This window comes from Bacteroides sp. LFL-34, from assembly GCF_027257075.1.
Classification (GTDB): domain Bacteria; phylum Bacteroidota; class Bacteroidia; order Bacteroidales; family Bacteroidaceae; genus Bacteroides; species Bacteroides ovatus.
Window position 1 is genome coordinate 14500 of the sequence record NZ_JAPQKZ010000012.1, and the last position, 19209, is coordinate 33708.

Annotated in this window: 23 protein-coding genes, 1 tRNA gene and 1 pseudogene; 19 read left to right on the forward strand and 6 right to left on the reverse strand. The window is 37.2% G+C overall.

Annotated features, from left to right (window positions below):
- Positions 1–12: 12 nt before the first annotated feature.
- Positions 13–687 (reverse strand): 16S rRNA (cytidine(1402)-2'-O)-methyltransferase, encoded by a 675-nt coding sequence (gene rsmI / locus N5O98_RS09175; protein ID WP_004299177.1) that lies wholly within the window; start codon positions 685–687, stop codon positions 13–15.
- A 12-nt stretch (positions 688–699) separates the two neighbouring features.
- Complete coding sequence (locus tag N5O98_RS09180) at positions 700–1362, reverse strand: hypothetical protein (RefSeq protein WP_004315220.1); 663 nt, start codon at positions 1360–1362, stop codon at positions 700–702.
- Positions 1363–1502: 140 nt separating this feature from the next.
- On the opposite strand from N5O98_RS09180, the gene N5O98_RS09185 reads away from it, so the two are divergent.
- From N5O98_RS09185 to N5O98_RS09200, 4 genes are all read left to right on the forward strand, one after another.
- A complete protein-coding gene (locus N5O98_RS09185) occupies positions 1503–2102 on the forward strand; it encodes a thymidine kinase (protein ID WP_004299175.1) in 600 nt (199 codons plus the stop codon).
- Between the two features lie 21 nt (positions 2103–2123).
- The gene (locus tag N5O98_RS09190) at positions 2124–3248 is read left to right on the forward strand and encodes an AI-2E family transporter (protein ID WP_074705872.1); all 1125 of its coding nucleotides are present in this window, start codon (positions 2124–2126) and stop codon (positions 3246–3248) included.
- A 103-nt stretch (positions 3249–3351) separates the two neighbouring features.
- A tRNA-Lys gene (locus N5O98_RS09195) sits at positions 3352–3424 on the forward strand.
- A 242-nt stretch (positions 3425–3666) separates the two neighbouring features.
- Entirely contained in the window at positions 3667–4887 is a 1221-nt protein-coding gene (locus N5O98_RS09200) for a site-specific integrase (protein ID WP_074705875.1), read from the forward strand.
- A 284-nt stretch (positions 4888–5171) separates the two neighbouring features.
- Here N5O98_RS09200 and N5O98_RS09205 read toward each other — a convergent pair whose 3' ends face one another.
- From N5O98_RS09205 to N5O98_RS09215, 3 genes are read right to left on the reverse strand one after another with little or no spacing between them, the layout of a single operon-like run.
- Positions 5172–5465 (reverse strand): helix-turn-helix domain-containing protein, encoded by a 294-nt coding sequence (locus tag N5O98_RS09205; protein WP_002560566.1) that lies wholly within the window; start codon positions 5463–5465, stop codon positions 5172–5174.
- A 53-nt stretch (positions 5466–5518) separates the two neighbouring features.
- Positions 5519–5812, reverse strand: a complete 294-nt coding sequence (locus N5O98_RS09210; protein WP_022199166.1) for a DUF3876 domain-containing protein — start codon at positions 5810–5812, stop codon at positions 5519–5521.
- Positions 5813–5834: 22 nt separating this feature from the next.
- A complete protein-coding gene (locus N5O98_RS09215; RefSeq protein ID WP_022199165.1) occupies positions 5835–6113 on the reverse strand; it encodes a helix-turn-helix domain-containing protein in 279 nt (92 codons plus the stop codon).
- Positions 6114–6646: 533 nt separating this feature from the next.
- On the opposite strand from N5O98_RS09215, the gene N5O98_RS09220 reads away from it, so the two are divergent.
- The 11 genes from N5O98_RS09220 to N5O98_RS09270 all read left to right on the forward strand — a co-directional run bounded on the left by N5O98_RS09220 (position 6647) and on the right by N5O98_RS09270 (position 15140).
- A complete protein-coding gene (locus N5O98_RS09220) occupies positions 6647–7456 on the forward strand; it encodes a helix-turn-helix domain-containing protein (RefSeq protein ID WP_022199164.1) in 810 nt (269 codons plus the stop codon).
- A 5-nt stretch (positions 7457–7461) separates the two neighbouring features.
- On the forward strand, positions 7462–8832 hold the full coding sequence (locus N5O98_RS09225; protein WP_022199163.1) for an MATE family efflux transporter: 1371 nt from the start codon (positions 7462–7464) through the stop codon (positions 8830–8832).
- Between the two features lie 2 nt (positions 8833–8834).
- The gene (locus N5O98_RS09230) at positions 8835–9074 is read left to right on the forward strand and encodes a hypothetical protein (protein ID WP_022199162.1); all 240 of its coding nucleotides are present in this window, start codon (positions 8835–8837) and stop codon (positions 9072–9074) included.
- A complete protein-coding gene (locus N5O98_RS09235) occupies positions 9037–9447 on the forward strand; it encodes an RteC domain-containing protein (RefSeq protein ID WP_017141875.1) in 411 nt (136 codons plus the stop codon). Before N5O98_RS09230 ends, N5O98_RS09235 begins: the two co-directional genes overlap by 38 nt.
- A 128-nt stretch (positions 9448–9575) precedes the next feature.
- Positions 9576–9908, forward strand: coding sequence for a helix-turn-helix domain-containing protein (locus tag N5O98_RS09240; protein ID WP_022199160.1), 333 nt, complete (start codon positions 9576–9578; stop codon positions 9906–9908).
- Between the two features lie 284 nt (positions 9909–10192).
- A complete protein-coding gene (locus N5O98_RS09245; RefSeq protein WP_022199159.1) occupies positions 10193–10777 on the forward strand; it encodes a BfmA/BtgA family mobilization protein in 585 nt (194 codons plus the stop codon).
- A gap of 4 nt (positions 10778–10781) precedes the next feature.
- Positions 10782–11702 (forward strand): DUF5712 family protein, encoded by a 921-nt coding sequence (locus N5O98_RS09250; RefSeq protein WP_022199158.1) that lies wholly within the window; start codon positions 10782–10784, stop codon positions 11700–11702.
- A gap of 920 nt (positions 11703–12622) precedes the next feature.
- Positions 12623–12985 carry a 4-fold beta flower protein gene (locus tag N5O98_RS09255; protein WP_022199156.1) on the forward strand — a complete coding sequence of 121 codons (363 nt, stop codon included), beginning with the start codon at positions 12623–12625 and terminating at the stop codon, positions 12983–12985.
- Positions 12986–13183: 198 nt separating this feature from the next.
- Positions 13184–13696, forward strand: a complete 513-nt coding sequence (locus N5O98_RS09260; RefSeq protein WP_022199154.1) for a TIR domain-containing protein — start codon at positions 13184–13186, stop codon at positions 13694–13696.
- A 24-nt stretch (positions 13697–13720) separates the two neighbouring features.
- Positions 13721–14284, forward strand: a complete 564-nt coding sequence (locus N5O98_RS09265; protein ID WP_022199153.1) for a TIR domain-containing protein — start codon at positions 13721–13723, stop codon at positions 14282–14284.
- A 10-nt stretch (positions 14285–14294) separates the two neighbouring features.
- Entirely contained in the window at positions 14295–15140 is an 846-nt protein-coding gene (locus N5O98_RS09270; RefSeq protein WP_022199152.1) for a macro domain-containing protein, read from the forward strand.
- A gap of 734 nt (positions 15141–15874) precedes the next feature.
- Here N5O98_RS09270 and N5O98_RS09275 read toward each other — a convergent pair.
- Positions 15875–16859: pseudogene (locus N5O98_RS09275) on the reverse strand (IS30 family transposase).
- Positions 16860–17412: 553 nt separating this feature from the next.
- On the opposite strand from N5O98_RS09275, the gene N5O98_RS09280 reads away from it, so the two are divergent.
- The 4 genes from N5O98_RS09280 (at position 17413) to N5O98_RS09295 (ending at position 19196) form a co-directional block, all read left to right on the forward strand.
- Positions 17413–17667: a hypothetical protein gene (locus N5O98_RS09280; protein ID WP_134978752.1), complete on the forward strand. Its 255-nt coding sequence runs from the start codon at positions 17413–17415 to the stop codon at positions 17665–17667.
- Positions 17664–18149 carry a flavodoxin domain-containing protein gene (locus N5O98_RS09285; protein WP_022199148.1) on the forward strand — a complete coding sequence of 162 codons (486 nt, stop codon included), beginning with the start codon at positions 17664–17666 and terminating at the stop codon, positions 18147–18149. The genes N5O98_RS09280 and N5O98_RS09285 overlap by 4 nt, the downstream gene beginning before the upstream one ends.
- A 272-nt stretch (positions 18150–18421) precedes the next feature.
- Positions 18422–18781: a hypothetical protein gene (locus N5O98_RS09290; protein WP_022199146.1), complete on the forward strand. Its 360-nt coding sequence runs from the start codon at positions 18422–18424 to the stop codon at positions 18779–18781.
- Between the two features lie 40 nt (positions 18782–18821).
- The gene (locus N5O98_RS09295; protein ID WP_022199145.1) at positions 18822–19196 is read left to right on the forward strand and encodes a hypothetical protein; all 375 of its coding nucleotides are present in this window, start codon (positions 18822–18824) and stop codon (positions 19194–19196) included.
- Positions 19197–19209 lie beyond the last annotated feature (13 nt).

Below are 19209 nucleotides of genomic sequence, written 5' to 3' on the forward strand. Positions count from 1 at the left end.
TAATGAAATTATTTAATCATCTATTCCTGCTAATACTATCACAATCTCGCCCCGGGGTTCGGTAGCGGTAAAGTGTTCTATCAATTCAGCCAAACTGCCCCGAACTGTTTCTTCGTGGAGCTTGGATATTTCACGCGACACGGTTGCCTGACGTTCAGCACCGAAATATTCGGCAAACTGTGTTAACGTCTTCAACAGACGGTGGGGTGATTCATAAAACACCATCGTACGGTGTTCTTCCGCCAATGTCTTCAGTCGTGTCTGCCGTCCTTTCTTCTGGGGGAGAAACCCCTCGAAGCAGAACTTCTCGTTCGGCAATCCCGATGCAACGAGTGCCGGAACAAAAGCGGTTGCTCCCGGCAAGCACTGCACTTCAATGCCGTTGCGTACACACTCACGAACAACCAGAAATCCGGGATCGGAAATTCCAGGCGTTCCGGCATCCGAAATTAGTGCCACCGTTTCACCTGCCTTTATTCTATTAACAACACTTTCCACCGTTTTATGTTCATTAAATTTGTGGTGAGATTGCATTGCATTCTTTATTTCAAAGTGTTTCAGCAAAATACCGGAAGTACGTGTATCCTCCGCCAAAATCAGATCGACCTCTTTCAGGACTTTGATAGCCCGAAAAGTCATGTCCTCCAGATTCCCTACCGGCGTAGGCACCACATATAGCTTTCCCATCTTGTTTTTGTTTTATGCTGATTGATTAAAAAATTTCTTTAGTAGTTCCAGAAAGTCGTTCACCGCCTCCTTTTCTTCATTCAATTCGACTTTCGAGGACAGAAATGCGACTGCAGTCTTGTAGGAACTCATTACTGATATCTGTTCGATAACCCGATTCATCAAATCAGTGTCGCCTCCGAACAGTTCACGAGAAAAACGGAAAGAATCATTCAAGCTGATAGCATGTCGCAAGCCAGCAGACAGTTTGAGACTTTCTCCCAACACAGCCGATTTAGGTTCTTCCTCTTTCACAACAGTTTCAACGACAGGTTCCGCAACAATTGCCGGTTCCTCTTCTGCTATTACTACAGGGGTCTCTTCCGCAACAATAATCTCTTCTTCCTCATCTTCTTTCACAACAACAGATTCAAGAGATTGTATAATACTAGGTGAATCTACTTCAGACCCGGCAACTTCATCCTCCTCTCCCGCTGTCTCTTCCACAGCTGACGGAGAAATTACCTGAACAGCATCCACCTCCTGTTGCAGTTCGTCCAAACGTCCCTGCATCCGTGTAATGCTCCGCTTCAACAGTTCAGACAAAGTCGGAGTCGGCTCCTTGGTAAATGAATCCATGAGATACTTCAACTCATGAACATCCAACTCAATATCTGTTAATAGCTTCTGTTTCATGTCAGTCCATTGTTTATACGGTGCGAATGTAGGAATAATTTATGCAATAACTTAAAATAATGGATAATTTAACAGTTCTTGCACATTGAATTGCTTACCTTTGTCCACATATTTACTTAATCAAGAAAACACAAAATCTCATGGTATTATTTTCAGAAGACCACATACAGGAGACTAGAAGAAGAGGCCGGATCGAAGTAATCTGCGGTTCCATGTTCTCCGGAAAAACAGAGGAATTGATTCGTAGAATGAAGAGAGCGAAATTTGCGAAACAACGTGTAGAGATATTCAAACCAGCTATCGACACCCGTTATTCAGAAGAAGATGTAGTCTCTCACGACAGCCATTCTATCGCCTCCACTCCCATCGATTCGTCAGCCAGTATCCTACTCTTTACTTCCGAGATAGATGTAGTAGGCATTGACGAAGCACAGTTCTTCGACAGTGGTTTGATTGATGTATGCAACCAGCTCGCCAATAATGGAATCCGTGTTATCATTGCAGGGTTGGATATGGACTTCAAAGGAAATCCATTCGGACCAATGCCGCAATTGTGCGCCATTGCCGATGAAGTCTCCAAAGTTCATGCAATCTGTGTGAAATGTGGCCAGCTGGCTTCTTTCTCACATCGTACTGTCAAGAATGAGAAACAGGTTCTTTTAGGCGAAACAGCCGAATACGAGCCTCTGTGCAGGGAATGTTATCTCCGTGCACGAGGGGAAGATGAGCAGAAAGTATAAACTCTATAAAAGAAAAAGATTATGGAAAGGAAAAAGATAACATTCGACAGTTTTATACGCGGTTCTATCGGATGTGTGTTAGTTGTAGGAATATTAATGCTTGTAGAACGCCTTAGCGGAGTGTTATTACCTTTCTTTATTGCGTGGCTGATAGCTTATATGGTCTATCCATTAGTCAAATTCTTCCAGTATAAGCTACGATTGAAAAGCCGCATTATTTCCATCTTCTGTTCCTTATTCCTTATTACGGTTATCGGAGTCACTTTATTCTACCTATTAGTGCCGCCGATGATTTCGGAAATAGGCAGAATGAACGACTTGCTGGTGACTTACCTCACCAATGGAGCCGGAAACAATGTGCCTAAGAGTCTTTCTGAATTTATCCACGAAAATATCGATCTTCAAGCACTGAACCGTGTATTAAGTGAAGAGAATATCCTGGCGGCAATCAAGGATACCGTCCCCAGAGTGTGGACTTTGCTTGCAGAATCTCTCAACATTCTATTCAGCATTCTTGCCTCCTTCATTATATTATTATATGTAATCTTTATATTATTGGATTACGAAGCGATAGCTGAAGGATGGTTGCATCTGCTACCCAATAAATACCGTACGTTTGCCTCCAATCTGGTTCACGACGTACAGGATGGTATGAACAGATATTTCCGTGGACAGGCTTTGGTTGCTTTCTGCGTAGGTATTCTTTTCAGCATTGGTTTCCTGATTATCGATTTCCCCATGGCTATCGCTTTGGGACTTTTCATCGGAGCATTGAATATGGTTCCCTACTTGCAAATCATCGGCTTCCTTCCCACTATTTTATTAGCAATCCTCAAAGCTGCCGACACCGGACAGAACTTCTGGATTATCATTGCATGTGCATTAGCAGTCTTTGCAATCGTACAAATCATACAGGATACCTTCCTTGTCCCCAAAATCATGGGAAAGATTACCGGACTGAATCCTGCCATCATCCTTTTATCTCTTTCCATCTGGGGTTCATTAATGGGAATGCTCGGTATGATCATCGCCTTACCACTAACAACTTTAATGCTCTCCTACTACCAACGCTTTATTATCAACAAAGAAAAGATAAAATATGATGAAGCCGAAACTACTGATAATCAAGAAACAAGCCATAACTAGGAAAAATAATTGAAACTTTTTTCTACGGAATGCTTGCAAATTAAATAAAAGTAACTACCTTTGCACCCGCAATCAGGAAATAACTGATTCGCAAATAAGGATTGATTCGCTAGCTCAGCAGGTAGAGCACAACACTTTTAATGTTGGGGTCCTGGGTTCGAGCCCCAGGCGGATCACTGAAAACAAAAGAAAAATCAAGCAAATCCCTGATAATCAGACATTATCAGGGATTTCTTTTTTCTGGCAGATAGCAGAAAACAGCCGTTTCAAGCATATTATCGGTGGATAAATCGTGGGACTAAAATTTAGTTCAAAAAAGTCCCACGAATTTGCATCTTTCTCACTGATTCATAGTATTTTGCATAGACTTACTTTGGAAGAGAATACATAGTTTTGTAACTTTAAAAACGATGTAAAAATGGCTCGAAAATCATTTTCTGTATTGTTCTTCATCAAGAAAGGCAAATTATTAAAGAACGGAGAAGCACCCGTGTGCATGAGAATCACCGTAAACGGCTGTATGGTAGATATTTCTATCAAAAGAAGTTGTCCCGTAAACCTATGGAATCAGGCAAAAGAGAATTCAAAAGGCAAAGACCGCATGTCGGTGGAGCTGAACCACTACTTAGAAATCACACGTTCCCACGTACACCAAATTTATAGAGAACTGGAAACTTCCGGTAAGGTTATCACTGTTGATCTTGTTAGAAAACTGTATTATGGTGTGGACGAAGATAACAAAACGCTATTGCAGGTATTCAGAGAGCATAATGAACAAAGCCGTAAGCTGATTGGAAAAGACTTTGTAAGTAAGACCGTCCAGCGGTATGAAACCACTACCCGATATTTAGAAGAATTCATTAAGAAAGAATATCAATTACCGGATATTGCCCTGAATAACTTGGAAGCCAACTTCATTTCTAAGTTCGATGCTTTTTTGAAGATTGAAAAAGGTTGTGCGCAGAACTCCGCTATCACCCGATTGAAGAATTTGAAGAAGATTATCCGCATTGCTTTGGAAAACGACTGGATAAAGAAAGATCCGTTTGCTTACTATCGCTTCAAACTGGAAGAAACAGATCCTGAATTTCTGACAATGGACGAGATTAAAATCATTCTCGCTAAAGAGTTCACAATTAAACGAGTAGAACAGGTACGTGACGTTTTTGTCTTTTGCATTTTTACTGGCTTGGCGTTCAGCGATGTGAAAGATTTATCACCCGAACACTTGGTAAAAGACAATAAAGGAGAACTTTGGATAAGGAAGAACCGCCAAAAGACCAAAATCATGTGTAACATTCCTGTGTTACCTGTGGCAGCTTCCATACTTGATAAATATAAGGATGTGGCAGAGTGTACCGGAAAACTTTTACCTGTATTGTGTAATCAACGCATGAACAGTTATTTGAAGGAAATTGCCGATGTGTGCGGAATTCATAAAAATCTTAGCACACATACCGCCCGTCATAGCTATGCCACAAGCATTTGCCTTGCAAATGGCGTGAGTATGGAGAATGTTGCTAAGATGTTAGGTCATACAGATACAAGCGTAACAAAACACTATGCAAGGGTATTGGATCAGAATATTTTCAAGGATATGCAAAAAGTAAATAGCTGTTTATCAGAATTAACTATATAATAAAAGTAATAGGCAATATAGAAAAAGGATTGGGAAGAATGAATTTCATTTTCTCAATCCTTTTCTTTTAAGGTAAGTTTTCCAAAACTTAATATGAAGCATTGACAAAGGTAAGTTCCGCATTTAGCCTGTTCAAGTCCGAGCCTTCGGTTTGAATAAAAATCTTCCTCTCCATTTCATTCCGAGCGTATTTTTATCCAAAGACTTGCACAGACTAAATACTTCACTGGAAAAGTCAATGATTCAAATTAAATTCCGAAAAACAATGTTTTAGGCTTGACAGATTACTCTTTCCAACTTTCAAAGTAGTGTTTTTGAAGCAGTTTATCAATATCACTCTGACGGTAGATGATTTTACCTTTTATCTGGATAAAGGGGATTAGCCCTGTATCTCGCCATTCTTGCAGGGTTCGCAAACTGACATTCAGTTTCTTGGAAACTTCATGGTTGGAAAGAAAGCGTTCCCCGTTCAGGTGGGGTTTGTAATGCTTTACAATGGATTCAATACCGTTCAGCATCGAATCAAGCGAAGAAATAAACTCTTTAACTTGCGGGGTATCTTTATTTATTAGTTCCATGATTGAAAGATTGTTTTATTGAAATATTGATTTCAAGATGGCTAGATAGCTGGCTAGTTACGCAGATAGTCACCCAGCGATGAAATGCTAAGTACATCTTTTGCCGAATCATAATCTACATAGAGCCGTTTGGATGCAGTGGCAATAAAATACTGGCTACCATCTTGCTGTATCTCATAAGTAGCGGGTGAAGCCTGTTTAGTGGTTTCCGATACATATATAATAGAAAGAAGGTACTCTTTATCGCTCCGATAAAGGATTATCGTAGGATTCAGATTAACGCTTTCCCATGTGCCAACAATGGAAAACAGATTGAAGGACGGGTAATCTTCTTTAGCTCTTTTCATAAAATGTGGTTTGTTTGAGTGATTAATTTTGTGTTTCACTGTCCGCAATAATTCTTTCAATATCGGAAGACTTATAATAAATCTTGCTTCCGATTTGAGAATAAGCCAGCCGTCCACGACTTCGGTAATATTGCAGTGTTCGTTTGCTAAAACCTAACAACAGGCACACTTCTTGACTATCCAGCCAGTTTTCTACTTTCTGCGTATGAGTGCTACACAAACTTTCTATCCGTTTGGCAAACTCAGTGAACCGTTCGCAGACATACGAAAAGGTTCTCTTTTCCATGGTTACTACTTCCATACTTTTAATTTTAAATAGTTTATAAAACGTGTTGATTAAAATTCACCAGCAAATGAAAGAAGAATCAAGAGCCGTTTTCAAAACTGTCCAAAAGTGGTATGAAGTGGTTAGCATTGTCTATCTATTTACTCACTAATCCATCTGAAGTGGATGAAAACACAACTATGCAAAGTAAATTCTAGTAAACAAGAAATGTGAATTTAATCTACTGAATAATAGACTTTTGAAAAAGAATAGTATAATAATGGGTAACGATATAGCAACGAACGCAATTCTTTAATCAGCCTTATTTCTCTACTATTTGAAACTCATAATACAAAGATTGACAAACCTCTAAAATGATCAAAATAGTAGCAAATATTTAAGGAGATACGAATTGAATATATTGATATTTGCTATCAACCTATGCCCCCTTGAATCTGTAACATTTCAACTAACTTACGAATATGAATTAAATTTCTTGTAAAAAGACTTCCTTTTTGTTGAAAATCCCTATCTTCGTTATCAATATTCCCAATTAGCCAATTGTATAAATGTACAGAGAATATAAACCAAACATATTACTTGCGCCATATATTGAAACTTATTGGGCTACGGACGAGAGTTTATCGGGTAGACAGACTTTACGTATCCTACCTGATGGAGGCATAAATGTGCTGTTTAATTTGGCAGAGAATGAAGTAGACATCATAAAGCCTTTCATTCCCTATATCATTGGTACAAAGACAACATTTTCCAATGTGGTGCATGAGAGGGCAGACCGGATGATAGGTGTGCGCTTTCGTCCATGTGCCATCTCCGCTTACACAAAAGTACCTGTATATGAATTTAATAATTGCCGAGTAGACACAAGTCTGTTCTTGTCGCTTTTTGCAGATTTTAATTCGGAACGGTTGGCTGAAAAAGAAGATGAAATAGAACGACTGAATTATATAGAAGAATATCTGCTGGGAAAACTGAATTGTCTGAACAATATTGATAAACAATTCATCTATGTGGCAGAATACATACGAATGACAAATGGTATGGTTCCCGTTAATAAACTGTTGGATAAGGTCTGTTTGAGCCAACGCCAATTTGAAAGACAGTTTAAGAATCTGACGGGAATGACGCCGAAGATGTTCAGTAGCATCACTCGATTTTCTTTATCCGAGAAATACTTGAGGCTTCATCCTAATGAAAGTCTGTTTTCGGTCGCCTTGGACTGCGGATATTATGACCACAGTCATTTGATACGCGAGTTCAAACGCTTCGGAGGTGCATCGCCGCAAGCGTTAATGTCGAATTTATACACAATTTCTCCATTATTCCCATATTACCTTTGCACCCCAAAAAAGGTGTAAAGGTTATGATGAAAAATAATTCAGCTACAATCAATGTTTTACGAGATGGAAACATGATGAAGTCCCTTGTTAAAATGGGGTTGCCAATGGTCATTTCCATGTTAATCATGGCAGTTTACAATATTGCAGATACATTCTGGGTATCTCATTTAGGTACGATTCCTATCGCAGCTGTTTCCATTGTTTTCCCTTTTGCGTTAATATTTACGGGGGTCGGACTGACTTTCGGTGTAGGCGGTGGAGTATTTGTCTCCCGACTGTTGGGAAAAAAGAAGCTGGATGAAGCAAGCGTTGTGGCTTCCGTTTCCGTGTTGACAGCGTTTATGTCAGGCATTTTCATCATGACATTCTGCAACTTGTTCATACACCGAATCCTCTGTTATATGGGTGCGGACGATGCAAGTATTAACATTGCGATTGGATATGGACGTCTATTCACCGTCTGCTGCGCAATAGGAGTTTTCAATGTGGCATCAGCGAATATTTTCGTGTCGCAAGGGGCTTCCAAAGTCTCTGCTACGGCAATGATTACGGGCGCTGTCGTCAATATGGGACTTGTGCCCTTATTTATCTATATCTTTGGTTTAGGAGTGAATGGATCGACGTATGCAAACATTGCTTCCCAACTAATAACAGCCCTCATATATTGTTGGCATTATAGCCGGAAAACTATCATCAAGGTATCTCCACGGTTGTTTAAGCCAACTTTAGCCATTTATGCCGAAGTCTTAAAAATCGGGATAGCAATGCTCTTCCTGCAAGTTTTTCAGGCTATGTCTATTAGTTTGATGCAGAAAGCAAGTGCCAAGTATGGCAATGAAGCTGTTGCCGCCATAGGCATCGTTCTAAAAATAGTCACACTTGGGTCAAATATAGTTTACGGATTCGTCAAAGGATTTCAGCCCATTGCCGGATATAATTATAGTGCGGGAAACTATCCAAGACTAAAGCAAGCTATACGGTGGTCGCTCGTACTTACCACTTCCTATTGCATCCTATGGACTGTTGTTATCTTCTCATTTTCAACTTCTATTATCGGATGGTTTGGGGAAGATGTGAACATGCAGAAAACAGCAGCAGAAGCATTGAATATCAATACAATCATGTTCTTTACACTAGGTTTTCAATTCGTCTATGCTGCGTTCTACATGTCCGCCGGCATGGGTCTGCATAGCCTCCTGCTCAATGTCAGTAGGCAAGGAATTATATTTATTCCTATCATATTGATACTGCCTACTTATTGGGGGCTGCGTGGCGTGCTGTATACGCCAATGGTGGCAGACTTACTATCGACGATATTAACCTTATTCTATGCCTTCAAGGCTAAATCAGTTCTTTACAATAAGGAAAATCCTATAAACATTAGAATGAGGTAAGTATGAAACAATTATTAGAACAGAGATTTTTCCGTCTATTGTCGGAATACTCGCAACGTAAAGTTTCTGTATCTGAATTTGCAGAAGCTATTGAGGAATTGGCTATACATTTAGCCAATTTTAGTATAAACGAACAGGATTATGCAGTATTATTGCGCTATTTTTCCTTTGGAGTAAATAAGCTCAAATCGTATCGAGTACAATTTGAGCAGGGAAAAAAATGCTTTTCTATTACTTCTTGATGAAGCAATAGAGCTGATAAATAATGAAATATGCATTGTAAAATGGCGAATCAAATATCCGGTTCAGTTCCAAAATCGGGAAAATATTTTTTTACGCTCACCTCTATATCTTACTGATGAAACATATCTTGTAGAAATCATGGAACTTGTTAGCGGAATATTCCTATCTGAAAGAGTTGTAACCCACAATGGAACAAAATCACCACTTACGGAAATTGGACGAGCTTTTGAATACCTGTTCAATATCAAGTTGGGGGACATCCACAAAAAACACGAGAATGTAATTTGCCGGAAAGCCAATAAACGCACGGAGTTTTTGGATTTACTTCGTAAAGCCATTTTCGAAGAAAGCAAAAAGAAAGGCTATCTATAAATCAGATACTTATCAATAATTGTTAGGGGTGTAGTATATCTACTCCCCTAACTTATTTGCATCTATTTGCCGAACTTTGCTTCATCAATCGATTGAAAACAATAATGTTGAACTAAAAATGGAGCAAAATGTATATAGACAATGAAAACTTCGAGAAGTGGATGGAGCAGCTTTCCAAGAAACTGATCGAAATAGGTAAAGACCTAAAGTCACTTATCAATACGGACAATGTTCTCGATGATAATGAGAAGCTGTTAGATAACCAAGATTTGGCTTTTCTCCTGAAAGTATCGTTCCGAACTCTCCAACGTTACAGAGTGAGCGGACAACTACCCTACTTTACCATCGGAAAGAAAACCTACTATCGAGCGAACGATATTCGGACTTTTGTTCGTGAACGTGCCGACTCTCAAACTTACAAGCAGTTTGAAAAAGCTAATCAATTAGAGAATAAATCTTGAAAGCAAAATGTAGCAGAGAAAAGAAGTCTATATTTAGGCTATTCCTCTACACTACCACCCCAATTTAGCAGAAACAGCTACGCCTTCCGGCTTCGCTCATTTCGCTAAATTGAGCAAGAGGGAACTGGACAAGTCCTGTTCTTCCCTCTTGCCCTGCGGGGCAAAGCCTTCGGCTTTAGCGTGTTACAAGAACACGCTGTAATGACACCTGTAATAAGCATTTTCTTTGAAACACTTATTATCAAGTATTTATCTATTCAAATTTCTATAAAAAAGTAATTATCATGCCACACAGCAGTCGGAAAACGATATTCACTACCATTTCCATAGACAAGGAAACGGCAGCTTTGGTAGAGAAGATATGCAAACGCTATTCACTGAAAAAGAGTGAAGTTGTAAAGTTGGCGTTTGGGTATATAGATAAGGCACATATCAACCCATCTGAAGCCCCTGAATCCGTAAAATCGGAACTGGCGAAAATAAATAAAAGACAGGACGATATTATCCGGTTCATTCGTCACTATGAGGAAGAACAGCTAAATCCCATGATACGGGCTACAAATTCAATCGCTTTACGCTTCGATGCTATCGGCAAAGCTCTGGAAGCTCTTATTCTCTCTCAACTGGAAGCCAGTCAGGAGAGACAAACAGCCGTGCTGAAAAAGTTAAGCGAACAGTTCGGTAATCATGCCGATGTGATAAACAACCAATCGAAACAGATTAACGCACTCTACCAGATACACCAACGGGATTATAAAAAGTTGCTTCACCTAATACAACTCTATTCCGAACTTTCTGCTTGTGGTGTGATGGATAGCAAAAGGAAAGAGAATCTGAAAACTGAAATCAGCAATCTGATAAATACATAGGATTATGCACATAGACTTTGCCCCGCCATCAAACGGAACATATAATAATGCTGGAAGTTGCCGACAGTTAGCTAATTATATGGAACACGAGGATTTAGAACGGATGGTTAAGGGCATCTATACCGAAGGCTTTTTCAATCTGACGGAAGATAACATATATAAATCAGCCGTGATAAAAGATATAGATAGCAATATCGGACAACTCCTAAAAACTGATGCTAAGTTTTACGCTATCCATGTCAGCCCATCGGAAAAGGAACTCCGAGCGATGGGTAATACAGAACAGGAACAAGCAGAAGCAATGAAACACTATATCCGTGAAGTATTTGTTCCTGAATATGCTAAGAACTTCAATAAAGGACTATCCGAAGCCGATATAAAGTTTTACGGTAAGATTCATTTTGACCGCAACGGTTCAGACAATGAGTTGAATATGCACTGTCATTTGATTGTGAGCCGTAAAGACCAAACCAATAAGAAAAAGCTATCACCGCTTACCAATCACAAGAACACCCAAAAAGGGACGGTAACGAGTGGTTTTGACCGTGTGAACCTATTCCAACAAGCAGAACAGGGCTTTGATAAGCTATTCGGCTATAAACGGCAACAATCTGAATCGTTTGATTACCACAACACGATGAAGAACGGTTCTATCTCTGAACAACTTGAATTACAAGAACAAAAAATTACTGGAGAAAAGAAAAAAGAAACATATCAATCCAGTGAAAAAGAAAACATGTTTTCTTGCAATCTTGATAGCAAGGAAGATAACAAACATTCTTACAATCAGCCAAAAAATAGTGGCGATGATTCTTTGCTATCTATTTTTTCGTTAGGAGACAGCAATAATTACGATGCAACGCAGGCAGAGAATTTACAGGTACAAAAGCATAAAAAGAAAAAGAAGAAAGGAATAAGACGATAATTGAATATGAAGAACCCAGGAATGATACAGACCGCTACCTAATGGAGCGTTCTAAGTATCGTACTTGTCAGCTTGGCGGTGAATAATATTACCACACCTCAGGAATAGCCCTATAGACTTGTATATACGTATCAGGAAGTTTGAAAACCTATTTCCATGGGCTTTTTACTATAGCCCAATTGGGTTTCAGCAAAGAGAAGATAGGACACGGAGCACACTTTATCTGATTGCTGATAGGGCTAGTCCGGAAATATAGTTTTAATCATATTGGCATTGAATGTGCCAATGCTAAAAGCAGCTCATTTGTCAAAAAGTCAGAATTTGATTCAATAGATGGTGAAAACTATTCCATAATAGTGGATAAACTAAAATCTTATTTGTTCAATGGAAAAACAATTATAATACTTTCTTTCTCTAAACACAAAAATATATTCCAAGAATAAAAGGGAAAAATCTGTTGGTTGGGAGAAGCCATTGTACTAAATGTCCAACTTCTGTTTTACCAATAGAATATTTTCGTCCCAGAAAATAGAGAAGAGCTGACTCTGCCAGAATGACACCTCTTGTCAGTCACATTTTAGGTGTATCATCTTAAAGTTACTTGAAATCTATATTTTGGCACACTAATTGTCGTATATAATTTTGACATTCAATCAATTGTTTAATCTGTAAAATAAAAAATTATGGGAATCAAACCCGGACCTAAAAGAATTGCTAAAACGACAGGAAAGCCAGACAAGCGTCAGAGGGATAATAAGGAAACCCCAGGCAATACGCCTTCTCTGAAACCGCATAAACACAAAAAGGGAGATTAAAATAAGCCCTTATGTATTTGCAGGTTGGGATTCTAGCTGTTGCTATAAAAGACCTGAAATGTTTCAGGTCTTTTATACATATATTTATAAATAAAGAAAATTAAAATGGAAACAACTTTTTATAATAAAACAGGAAAGCCACAAATTTATTTGTCAACAGACTATGACAATTCTTTTTACACGTGGGAAGGACATGCAGTAGCCTATTTGCATGAAGATAAAATTTATGGTTGGCGAGGTAAACATATTGGATGGTATTGCGAAGGGATCATTTATGATTTGAAAGGATATAGAGTAGGTTCTATAAAGGAAAAATGTCCTTACTCAGTTTACTCTGAATATTCAAAATACTCAAAATATAGCCGATATTCTCGATATTCCAGATATTCACCCTATCTGAAGCCTTCTTTTAGTACAGCATATTCAAATGTAGATTTAATTGATTTTATCACGCAAGATAAAATTTGAGTATACTAAGTTTTAGTAATAATTCATTATTAACAAATAAGCGATTTTGAACAACATGCTGAAAAACAATCAATAAACATTTTGCCATATTCCTTTTTATGTGTATTATTGCATAATAATTTAAATACTCCTTATTACAGCTTTAATAAGAAGACGATTACATGAAATTAACACATCTAAATAACAAATGATATAGTTATGACTTACAGGACAAGAACTTACATTGCTGCTGAATGGGATGGAGATAGTGATGCCGTCCAGCAATTACATAAATGGAATGATAGTAACCATTTTAGTTTGTCGTTTACTGATGCCCACGATTTACAGCAATCAAGAGATGGTAGTCTAAATTGCAGTATAAAACGTTCTCTTGCGGAAAGGCTTGATGCATCTAAAACATTTGTACTTATTGTTGGTAGCAATACAAAAAGTGTACGAAGTGGTAGTTGTCAATACTGCGGTAGTAAAAATAGTTGGACAGGAGTTTGCGCACGAGGAAATTTTGTGGATAATCGTAGTTATAGCGAATATGAATGTGAAAAAGCTGTTCGAGATGGACTAAAAATTGTAGTATTGTATAATGCTGCTACAGTAGATAAATCTAAATGTCCAGATGCTGTAAAATATGTTGGTACTCATAAAGCAATGTGTTATTATCAAAATGGACAATACTACTGGGATTATCAGACTGTTAAATCTGCTTTAGGTTAATAGTATCATTATAATATTATAGTTATGGGATATAAAAATGGTAATTATTCTGCATTTTATGTCAGTGAACCTTTTAGCGAATCATCACTAGGTGCTTATGCTGCAAAAGATTTTCAGTATTATAATTTGCTAAGAGCATGGAAGGGCAGGGATAGTTCGTTTCTTTTCAATGATTCGCATAATAAAACATATAATGTTCGTGATGGAAGTGATTGGGAGAAGACACTAAAACCAAGACTAAGAGAAAGATTAAATTGTTCCAAAAATATTATCCTCTTTCTAAGTTCCGTAACGAAAAATTCAAAAGCATTGAGAGAAGAAATTGATTATGGAATTAACACGCTTGGGCTTCCTGTAATTGTAATATATCCTGAGCTTAAAGACAAATCATCATTGTTAACATCTACAGGGAAAGCATTAAATAGTACTGTGGAAGCCCTTTGGAATAATCTCCCAATTTTCAGGGATTCAAAATCAGTAGTTCCTGTTTTACACATCCCTCTAAACAAAGAGCTTATTGAACAGGCTCTTAATGATCCAGATTTAATGATAAATAGCAAATGCGATCCAGGTGATTATTTTTTTTAATAAATTAAATATGAAAAAGGTTACTCTATTTGATAAAAGAATCTTAACGAAATTCTGGGGGTATTTTTCTATAATTTCAGGTATAATATCTTTTGTCTATTTATTTAATTTCTTTCCCGACGCATGTGAGAAATGCAATCTATGGGTAGGTCTTTTATGTCTAATTCTTCTTGTTTTTATTTATCTTTCAATATGGATTTGTGTTAACAAATTAAAGAATGTGAAGATACAAATTGATGGGAGCAGTGTAATTATCAAGGAGGGAGATTTATTTGAAGAAGAAGGATATAAAGCTATAGGATTTAATGAATATTTTGACACTCAAGTTGATAATAGAATAATTTCAGAACATTCCTTAAATGGTATTTTTATAAATACCATATGCGCCAACAAGACAAAAGAACTTGACAAGTATATAACTGAACAATGCGATGATGATGATATTATAGAGAAAGGGGTTAATAGAAAAAATGGAGGAAAAGCGATTAAATACAAATTGAGTACTATTATTGTTTACAAAGAATATTTATTAACAGCTTTTTCTAAATTCGACGATAAGAATAGGGCTTATTTAACTATGCCTGAATATGTCGAATTTCTTATCAATTTTTGGGATAGGGTTAATAGAATTTATGCTCAAAAAAGCGTTTCTGTACCTATTTTTGGATCAGGTATTACTCGAATAAAGGAACATAAAAATATAACTGATGAAGATTTATTAAAAATAATGCTTTGGACATTTAAGTTAAGCGAATACAGATTCAAATATCCTGCAAAATTAACTATCATCATACATAAAGACAAAATAGATGAAATTAACTTATTAGATATTGAATCGATGGGAAAAGGATTATAGAAAAAAGAGAATCTGCAAGAAAAGGAAAGAAAATCACCTGTTCTGTTGCAAATAGATCTCAGTTTGTGTGCTTGTAATCAATTGTAATTTAATCTATAAGTTCCTGCAATAAAATCCAATGTCAAGCCGCAAATGTTTTTTATATTACCTATACAAATAAAATGTATTTCAATAAAAAAACATGAGTCTTTGGGTAGAGGAAATTGTTTAGCTTTATAGCAAGTTTCTTGAAGATATACAGTGTAAAGACCCAAATACACACAGTTGTTAATTCGCTAAATCTATTGGCTAATTCAGTTTGTATCCTTTTGTTTAAAATTTATCTCTCAAATATGATTTTATAAAATAAAGTAACTATCTTTGTCTTCAGTATTCTCCATGAGCAAACTACCGCAAAAGCACGTAGCAAATTAATGGGATAATTCATGGGATATGCTTGAAACTAAAAATATAACGTTTTAAATATCAGCATGGTAACTCTCTTAGGAGAATCCCAGGCGGATCACATAAGAACAAAGCCAAACGGTGACAAAAAAGAGACAAGTCCTACAATATTAACGTATTGTAGAACTTTTTTTATTGTTTCAGTCTTGCTTAAAAGACAAAAAAGGGGCTCAGTCTGAAAATTTGGGGGATTTGATTCAGGGCAATCACATCCTTAAAAAAAAAGATTCATTCCGGTGCGGATTTGAATTAAAGCTGAATTCAAGTTGTAAATGCGACACCTCCTTATTTTACAAGTTCAATTTTTTCTTGAGTTGCTTAATTTTTCTAAAAGTTTGTGCCTCTTTCGGGGATAAAAATCCCAGTCTTTTTCTTGGTCTTTGATTAATTTCCAATGTCATTTCCTCTATATATTGGTGTGTAATATATTCGAACGAAATTCCTTTCGGTATATATTGCCTGATTAATCCATTTAAATTTTCATTTGCTCCTCTTTCCCATGGGTGATGTGGTTTTGCAAAGTAAAAATCGATACCTAATTCTTTCGCAATATATTGGTGGTCTGCAAATTCGGATCCATTGTCGGAGGTAATTGTATGTATTCGCCCCTTATAAGGTCTCAATAGTTGCACGGTTGCTGCCGCCACATATTTAGCTTCCTTACTTGGCAACTTGTATGTCCATAGCCACCCGGTTTTTCTTTCATTAATTGTAAGAATAGCCCCTTTATTATTCTTTCCAATAATAGTATCCATTTCCAAATCTCCCCATCGTTTTTTTCTCCACAATAGCAGGTCTTTCCGAAATATCCTTGCGATTGGGAATGCATCCTCTACTATTATGCGCGGAACCTCTCTTTCCATGCTTCCGCCCCTTTCTTCTAAGTGACCGATATAAGTCTCCGCCTTTTCGTTTATCCTCCCATATCCACTGATAAAGCCTCTCCACAGAAACCATTGGGAAGCCTAGTCCCTTACATCTGCCTACTATCTGTTCCGGACTATAATTCAACTGAACCAGCATGGCTTCGGCTCTAGCCTTAACACACATTGTGAATTTCTTTGGACGAATGCGCTGCTCTTTACGACGTTCGTAACGATACTGGGCATAGTCAGCATCATAAGAGTCTGTAGGATTCCATTTATTGCGACATAACTCTCGATAAAGGGTACTACGATGAATGCCCAATAAATGAGCTATTTCATCTTTTTTAATTCCTGCTTGCAAATACGCTTGCAATTCGTATCTTTGTCCTTCGGTTAATTGTTTCATTATGCGACTGATTTGGTAGGAGATTGAGGGAGCAAGATAGAAACTTTATTCCAAGGGAGAAGCAAGATGAAGAGTTTTTTCATCTGCTTCTCTCTAAAAATAGTTTTCTAAACTATCTTCTCAATCAACTGTCGCATTTATAACTTGAATTCAGCTTTAATCCAAATCTGTGCAGGAATGAATTAATTTTTAGGGATATGGCTGTGTCCTGAACCAAATCCCCCAAGAATTACAACTGAGCCAATACTCATCCAGACTTAGCACAATTCTTTCACCCGAATTATGTATTACGTCCCATTTCAACTACATTTACTGCAACAATCACCAATGGCAGCGAGTATCAAAATCCGGGATCTTAAGTAGGAATTTCAATATGTACAGGTATTATGGAATCAATCTTGGCACCTGTACATTATTATAAATTAAGAAATGCTCTTTGTCTCGTTTTGAGATGGGGAACATACTTTTCAAATATGAGAAAAACAAGATATAGATTAATTATATCGAAAACTGTTTGCTAGTCAGAATAAAGTCTCTACCTTTACAAAGGATAACCATGCCACTTATTAGCGGCTATTTTAAACCGCTTATGCCTGTTGAGAATATGTTCGCATTTACAGCAGTATCTACTGACGGCATCGAACGTGATTTGATATTGACTCAAAGTTGTCAGGTTGAAACACATCCTATTTCTGCGATTAAGGACATTGATCCACAAAGGTTGATGAACGTGTTATGCAAAAGTGTGATTTATCTACTTGGAGGAAATTCAGAAATAGGCTGCACTGCAAATTTAATAGAAAAAGAATGAAAACAGCTATAATATATTATTCAAAATATGGAACTACCGAGCGAGTAACACGCCTTATCGGAGATAAGTTGACCAATAAAGTTGACTACATCTCATTAAAAGAGTGTCCGAGACCTGATATTCGAACTTACGATCGAATAATTCTCGGAACAGCCATTTATGCGGGCTCTCCAAACCGAAAAATTACTCAATTCTGTCACAATAATCAACTATTATTAGAGCAAAAAGTAATAGGGTTATTCATCTGTTGTATGAACGAAGAGCAAGAAGCGGAAGAAATGAATAAGGCTTTCCCGGAGTTCTTGCAGAGATTATCGATTCCCAAAGCCATTTTAGGTGGCGAGTTTCAGTTTGACAAAATGAATTTCATCGAAAGATTTTTGACGAAGAAAATAGCGAAAGTAAATTCTTCCGTTTCGAAGCTGAGATATGATGCTATAAATGAGTTTACAACTCAGATAAAAGATAATCATTTATGGTAACTTCCTGAGTAATCTATTGAGCAACTTTGTATTCAAATAATAGGAAGTTTATGGAAATTAATACTAAAATAAAATATTACCAAACCTATAGTATACCTTTAGACATAGATTATGCTAATCTTAAGGAAGGTCGAAATGAAGAATATGGCGACTACTGCCTGAAAAATGGCGTTTAGCTATATGGTTTTTCAAACAGATATTTATATGCCTATAACAAAAAAGCGAAATACTTGAATCAAGAACTAGAAAGCGAATCTAAATAAGAAAATAAAATGAATTATAGAGACAAGGCAATACATTGTGTCAAGGATACGATATTGCCAATGCAAAGAGAGCAATTTGAAGAATGTGGCCGCTGTTTAGACGAACAGTACAAACGATACGGGAATACAGAATGGCTCTCCGCAAAGACAATTGAAGAAGGACATATTTATGAAATTGGCTACCCGGCGTGTGTCTGTCCGGAGGTAGCAAGCGGAAAAGTAAAAGACGCATCACATTGCGAATGTTCACGCCAAAGCGTATTGTATATTATCGGGAATTTGTTGCCCGATAAAAATATCAGCGTGGAAATTATCGAAACCGTTTTGGGTGGCGCAGAAAAATGTCGTTTCAAGGTAACTGTGGAGTAAGGCTATCACATTTCATATAAACTAAAAAACAAAAGACATAATGATGAAACGAGCTATTACCATAAATAATATTCCCGCCATCATATGGGGCGATGATTCTGATAGAGTCATCATTGCAATTCATGGTAATCAGTCAAACAAGGCAATTAGAACGTCAGCAAATCGTATCGACACCCATAGGGCAAGATCTATATTGGGATTATTATTGTTTCGTAAAGGAACCTCCAATCATCAAATGGAGTGTGCCAACCTATATTTAAAAGGAGACAACGACGATTTGTGTGAATCAAATGTTGTTTTTCAATTTGCCGAACGATTTTCGTGCAAGTTGAATATAACAAAAGAGGCAGGACACTATTTCCATACCCCAACTGAGCTTGCTTCACTTAATAACTGGTTAGAAAAAATCATATAAAATTATGCTAACA

Coding starts and splice junctions, on each gene's coding strand:
- N5O98_RS09215 (WP_022199165.1), bottom strand. CDS start 6,113: ATGGAAGTAGTAACCATGGAAAAGAGAACCTTTTCGTATGTCTGCGAA.
- N5O98_RS09200 (WP_074705875.1), top strand. CDS start 3,667: ATGGCTCGAAAATCATTTTCTGTATTGTTCTTCATCAAGAAAGGCAAA.
- N5O98_RS09220 (WP_022199164.1), top strand. CDS start 6,647: ATGTACAGAGAATATAAACCAAACATATTACTTGCGCCATATATTGAA.
- N5O98_RS09250 (WP_022199158.1), top strand. CDS start 10,782: ATGCACATAGACTTTGCCCCGCCATCAAACGGAACATATAATAATGCT.
- N5O98_RS09270 (WP_022199152.1), top strand. CDS start 14,295: ATGAAAAAGGTTACTCTATTTGATAAAAGAATCTTAACGAAATTCTGG.
- N5O98_RS09180 (WP_004315220.1), bottom strand. CDS start 1,362: ATGAAACAGAAGCTATTAACAGATATTGAGTTGGATGTTCATGAGTTG.
- N5O98_RS09280 (WP_134978752.1), top strand. CDS start 17,413: ATGCCACTTATTAGCGGCTATTTTAAACCGCTTATGCCTGTTGAGAAT.
- N5O98_RS09240 (WP_022199160.1), top strand. CDS start 9,576: ATGTATATAGACAATGAAAACTTCGAGAAGTGGATGGAGCAGCTTTCC.
- N5O98_RS09205 (WP_002560566.1), bottom strand. CDS start 5,465: ATGGAACTAATAAATAAAGATACCCCGCAAGTTAAAGAGTTTATTTCT.
- N5O98_RS09295 (WP_022199145.1), top strand. CDS start 18,822: ATGATGAAACGAGCTATTACCATAAATAATATTCCCGCCATCATATGG.
- N5O98_RS09255 (WP_022199156.1), top strand. CDS start 12,623: ATGGAAACAACTTTTTATAATAAAACAGGAAAGCCACAAATTTATTTG.
- N5O98_RS09290 (WP_022199146.1), top strand. CDS start 18,422: ATGAATTATAGAGACAAGGCAATACATTGTGTCAAGGATACGATATTG.
- N5O98_RS09185 (WP_004299175.1), top strand. CDS start 1,503: ATGGTATTATTTTCAGAAGACCACATACAGGAGACTAGAAGAAGAGGC.
- N5O98_RS09190 (WP_074705872.1), top strand. CDS start 2,124: ATGGAAAGGAAAAAGATAACATTCGACAGTTTTATACGCGGTTCTATC.
- N5O98_RS09210 (WP_022199166.1), bottom strand. CDS start 5,812: ATGAAAAGAGCTAAAGAAGATTACCCGTCCTTCAATCTGTTTTCCATT.
- N5O98_RS09230 (WP_022199162.1), top strand. CDS start 8,835: ATGAAACAATTATTAGAACAGAGATTTTTCCGTCTATTGTCGGAATAC.
- N5O98_RS09245 (WP_022199159.1), top strand. CDS start 10,193: ATGCCACACAGCAGTCGGAAAACGATATTCACTACCATTTCCATAGAC.
- N5O98_RS09225 (WP_022199163.1), top strand. CDS start 7,462: ATGATGAAAAATAATTCAGCTACAATCAATGTTTTACGAGATGGAAAC.
- N5O98_RS09285 (WP_022199148.1), top strand. CDS start 17,664: ATGAAAACAGCTATAATATATTATTCAAAATATGGAACTACCGAGCGA.
- N5O98_RS09265 (WP_022199153.1), top strand. CDS start 13,721: ATGGGATATAAAAATGGTAATTATTCTGCATTTTATGTCAGTGAACCT.
- N5O98_RS09260 (WP_022199154.1), top strand. CDS start 13,184: ATGACTTACAGGACAAGAACTTACATTGCTGCTGAATGGGATGGAGAT.
- rsmI (WP_004299177.1), bottom strand. CDS start 687: ATGGGAAAGCTATATGTGGTGCCTACGCCGGTAGGGAATCTGGAGGAC.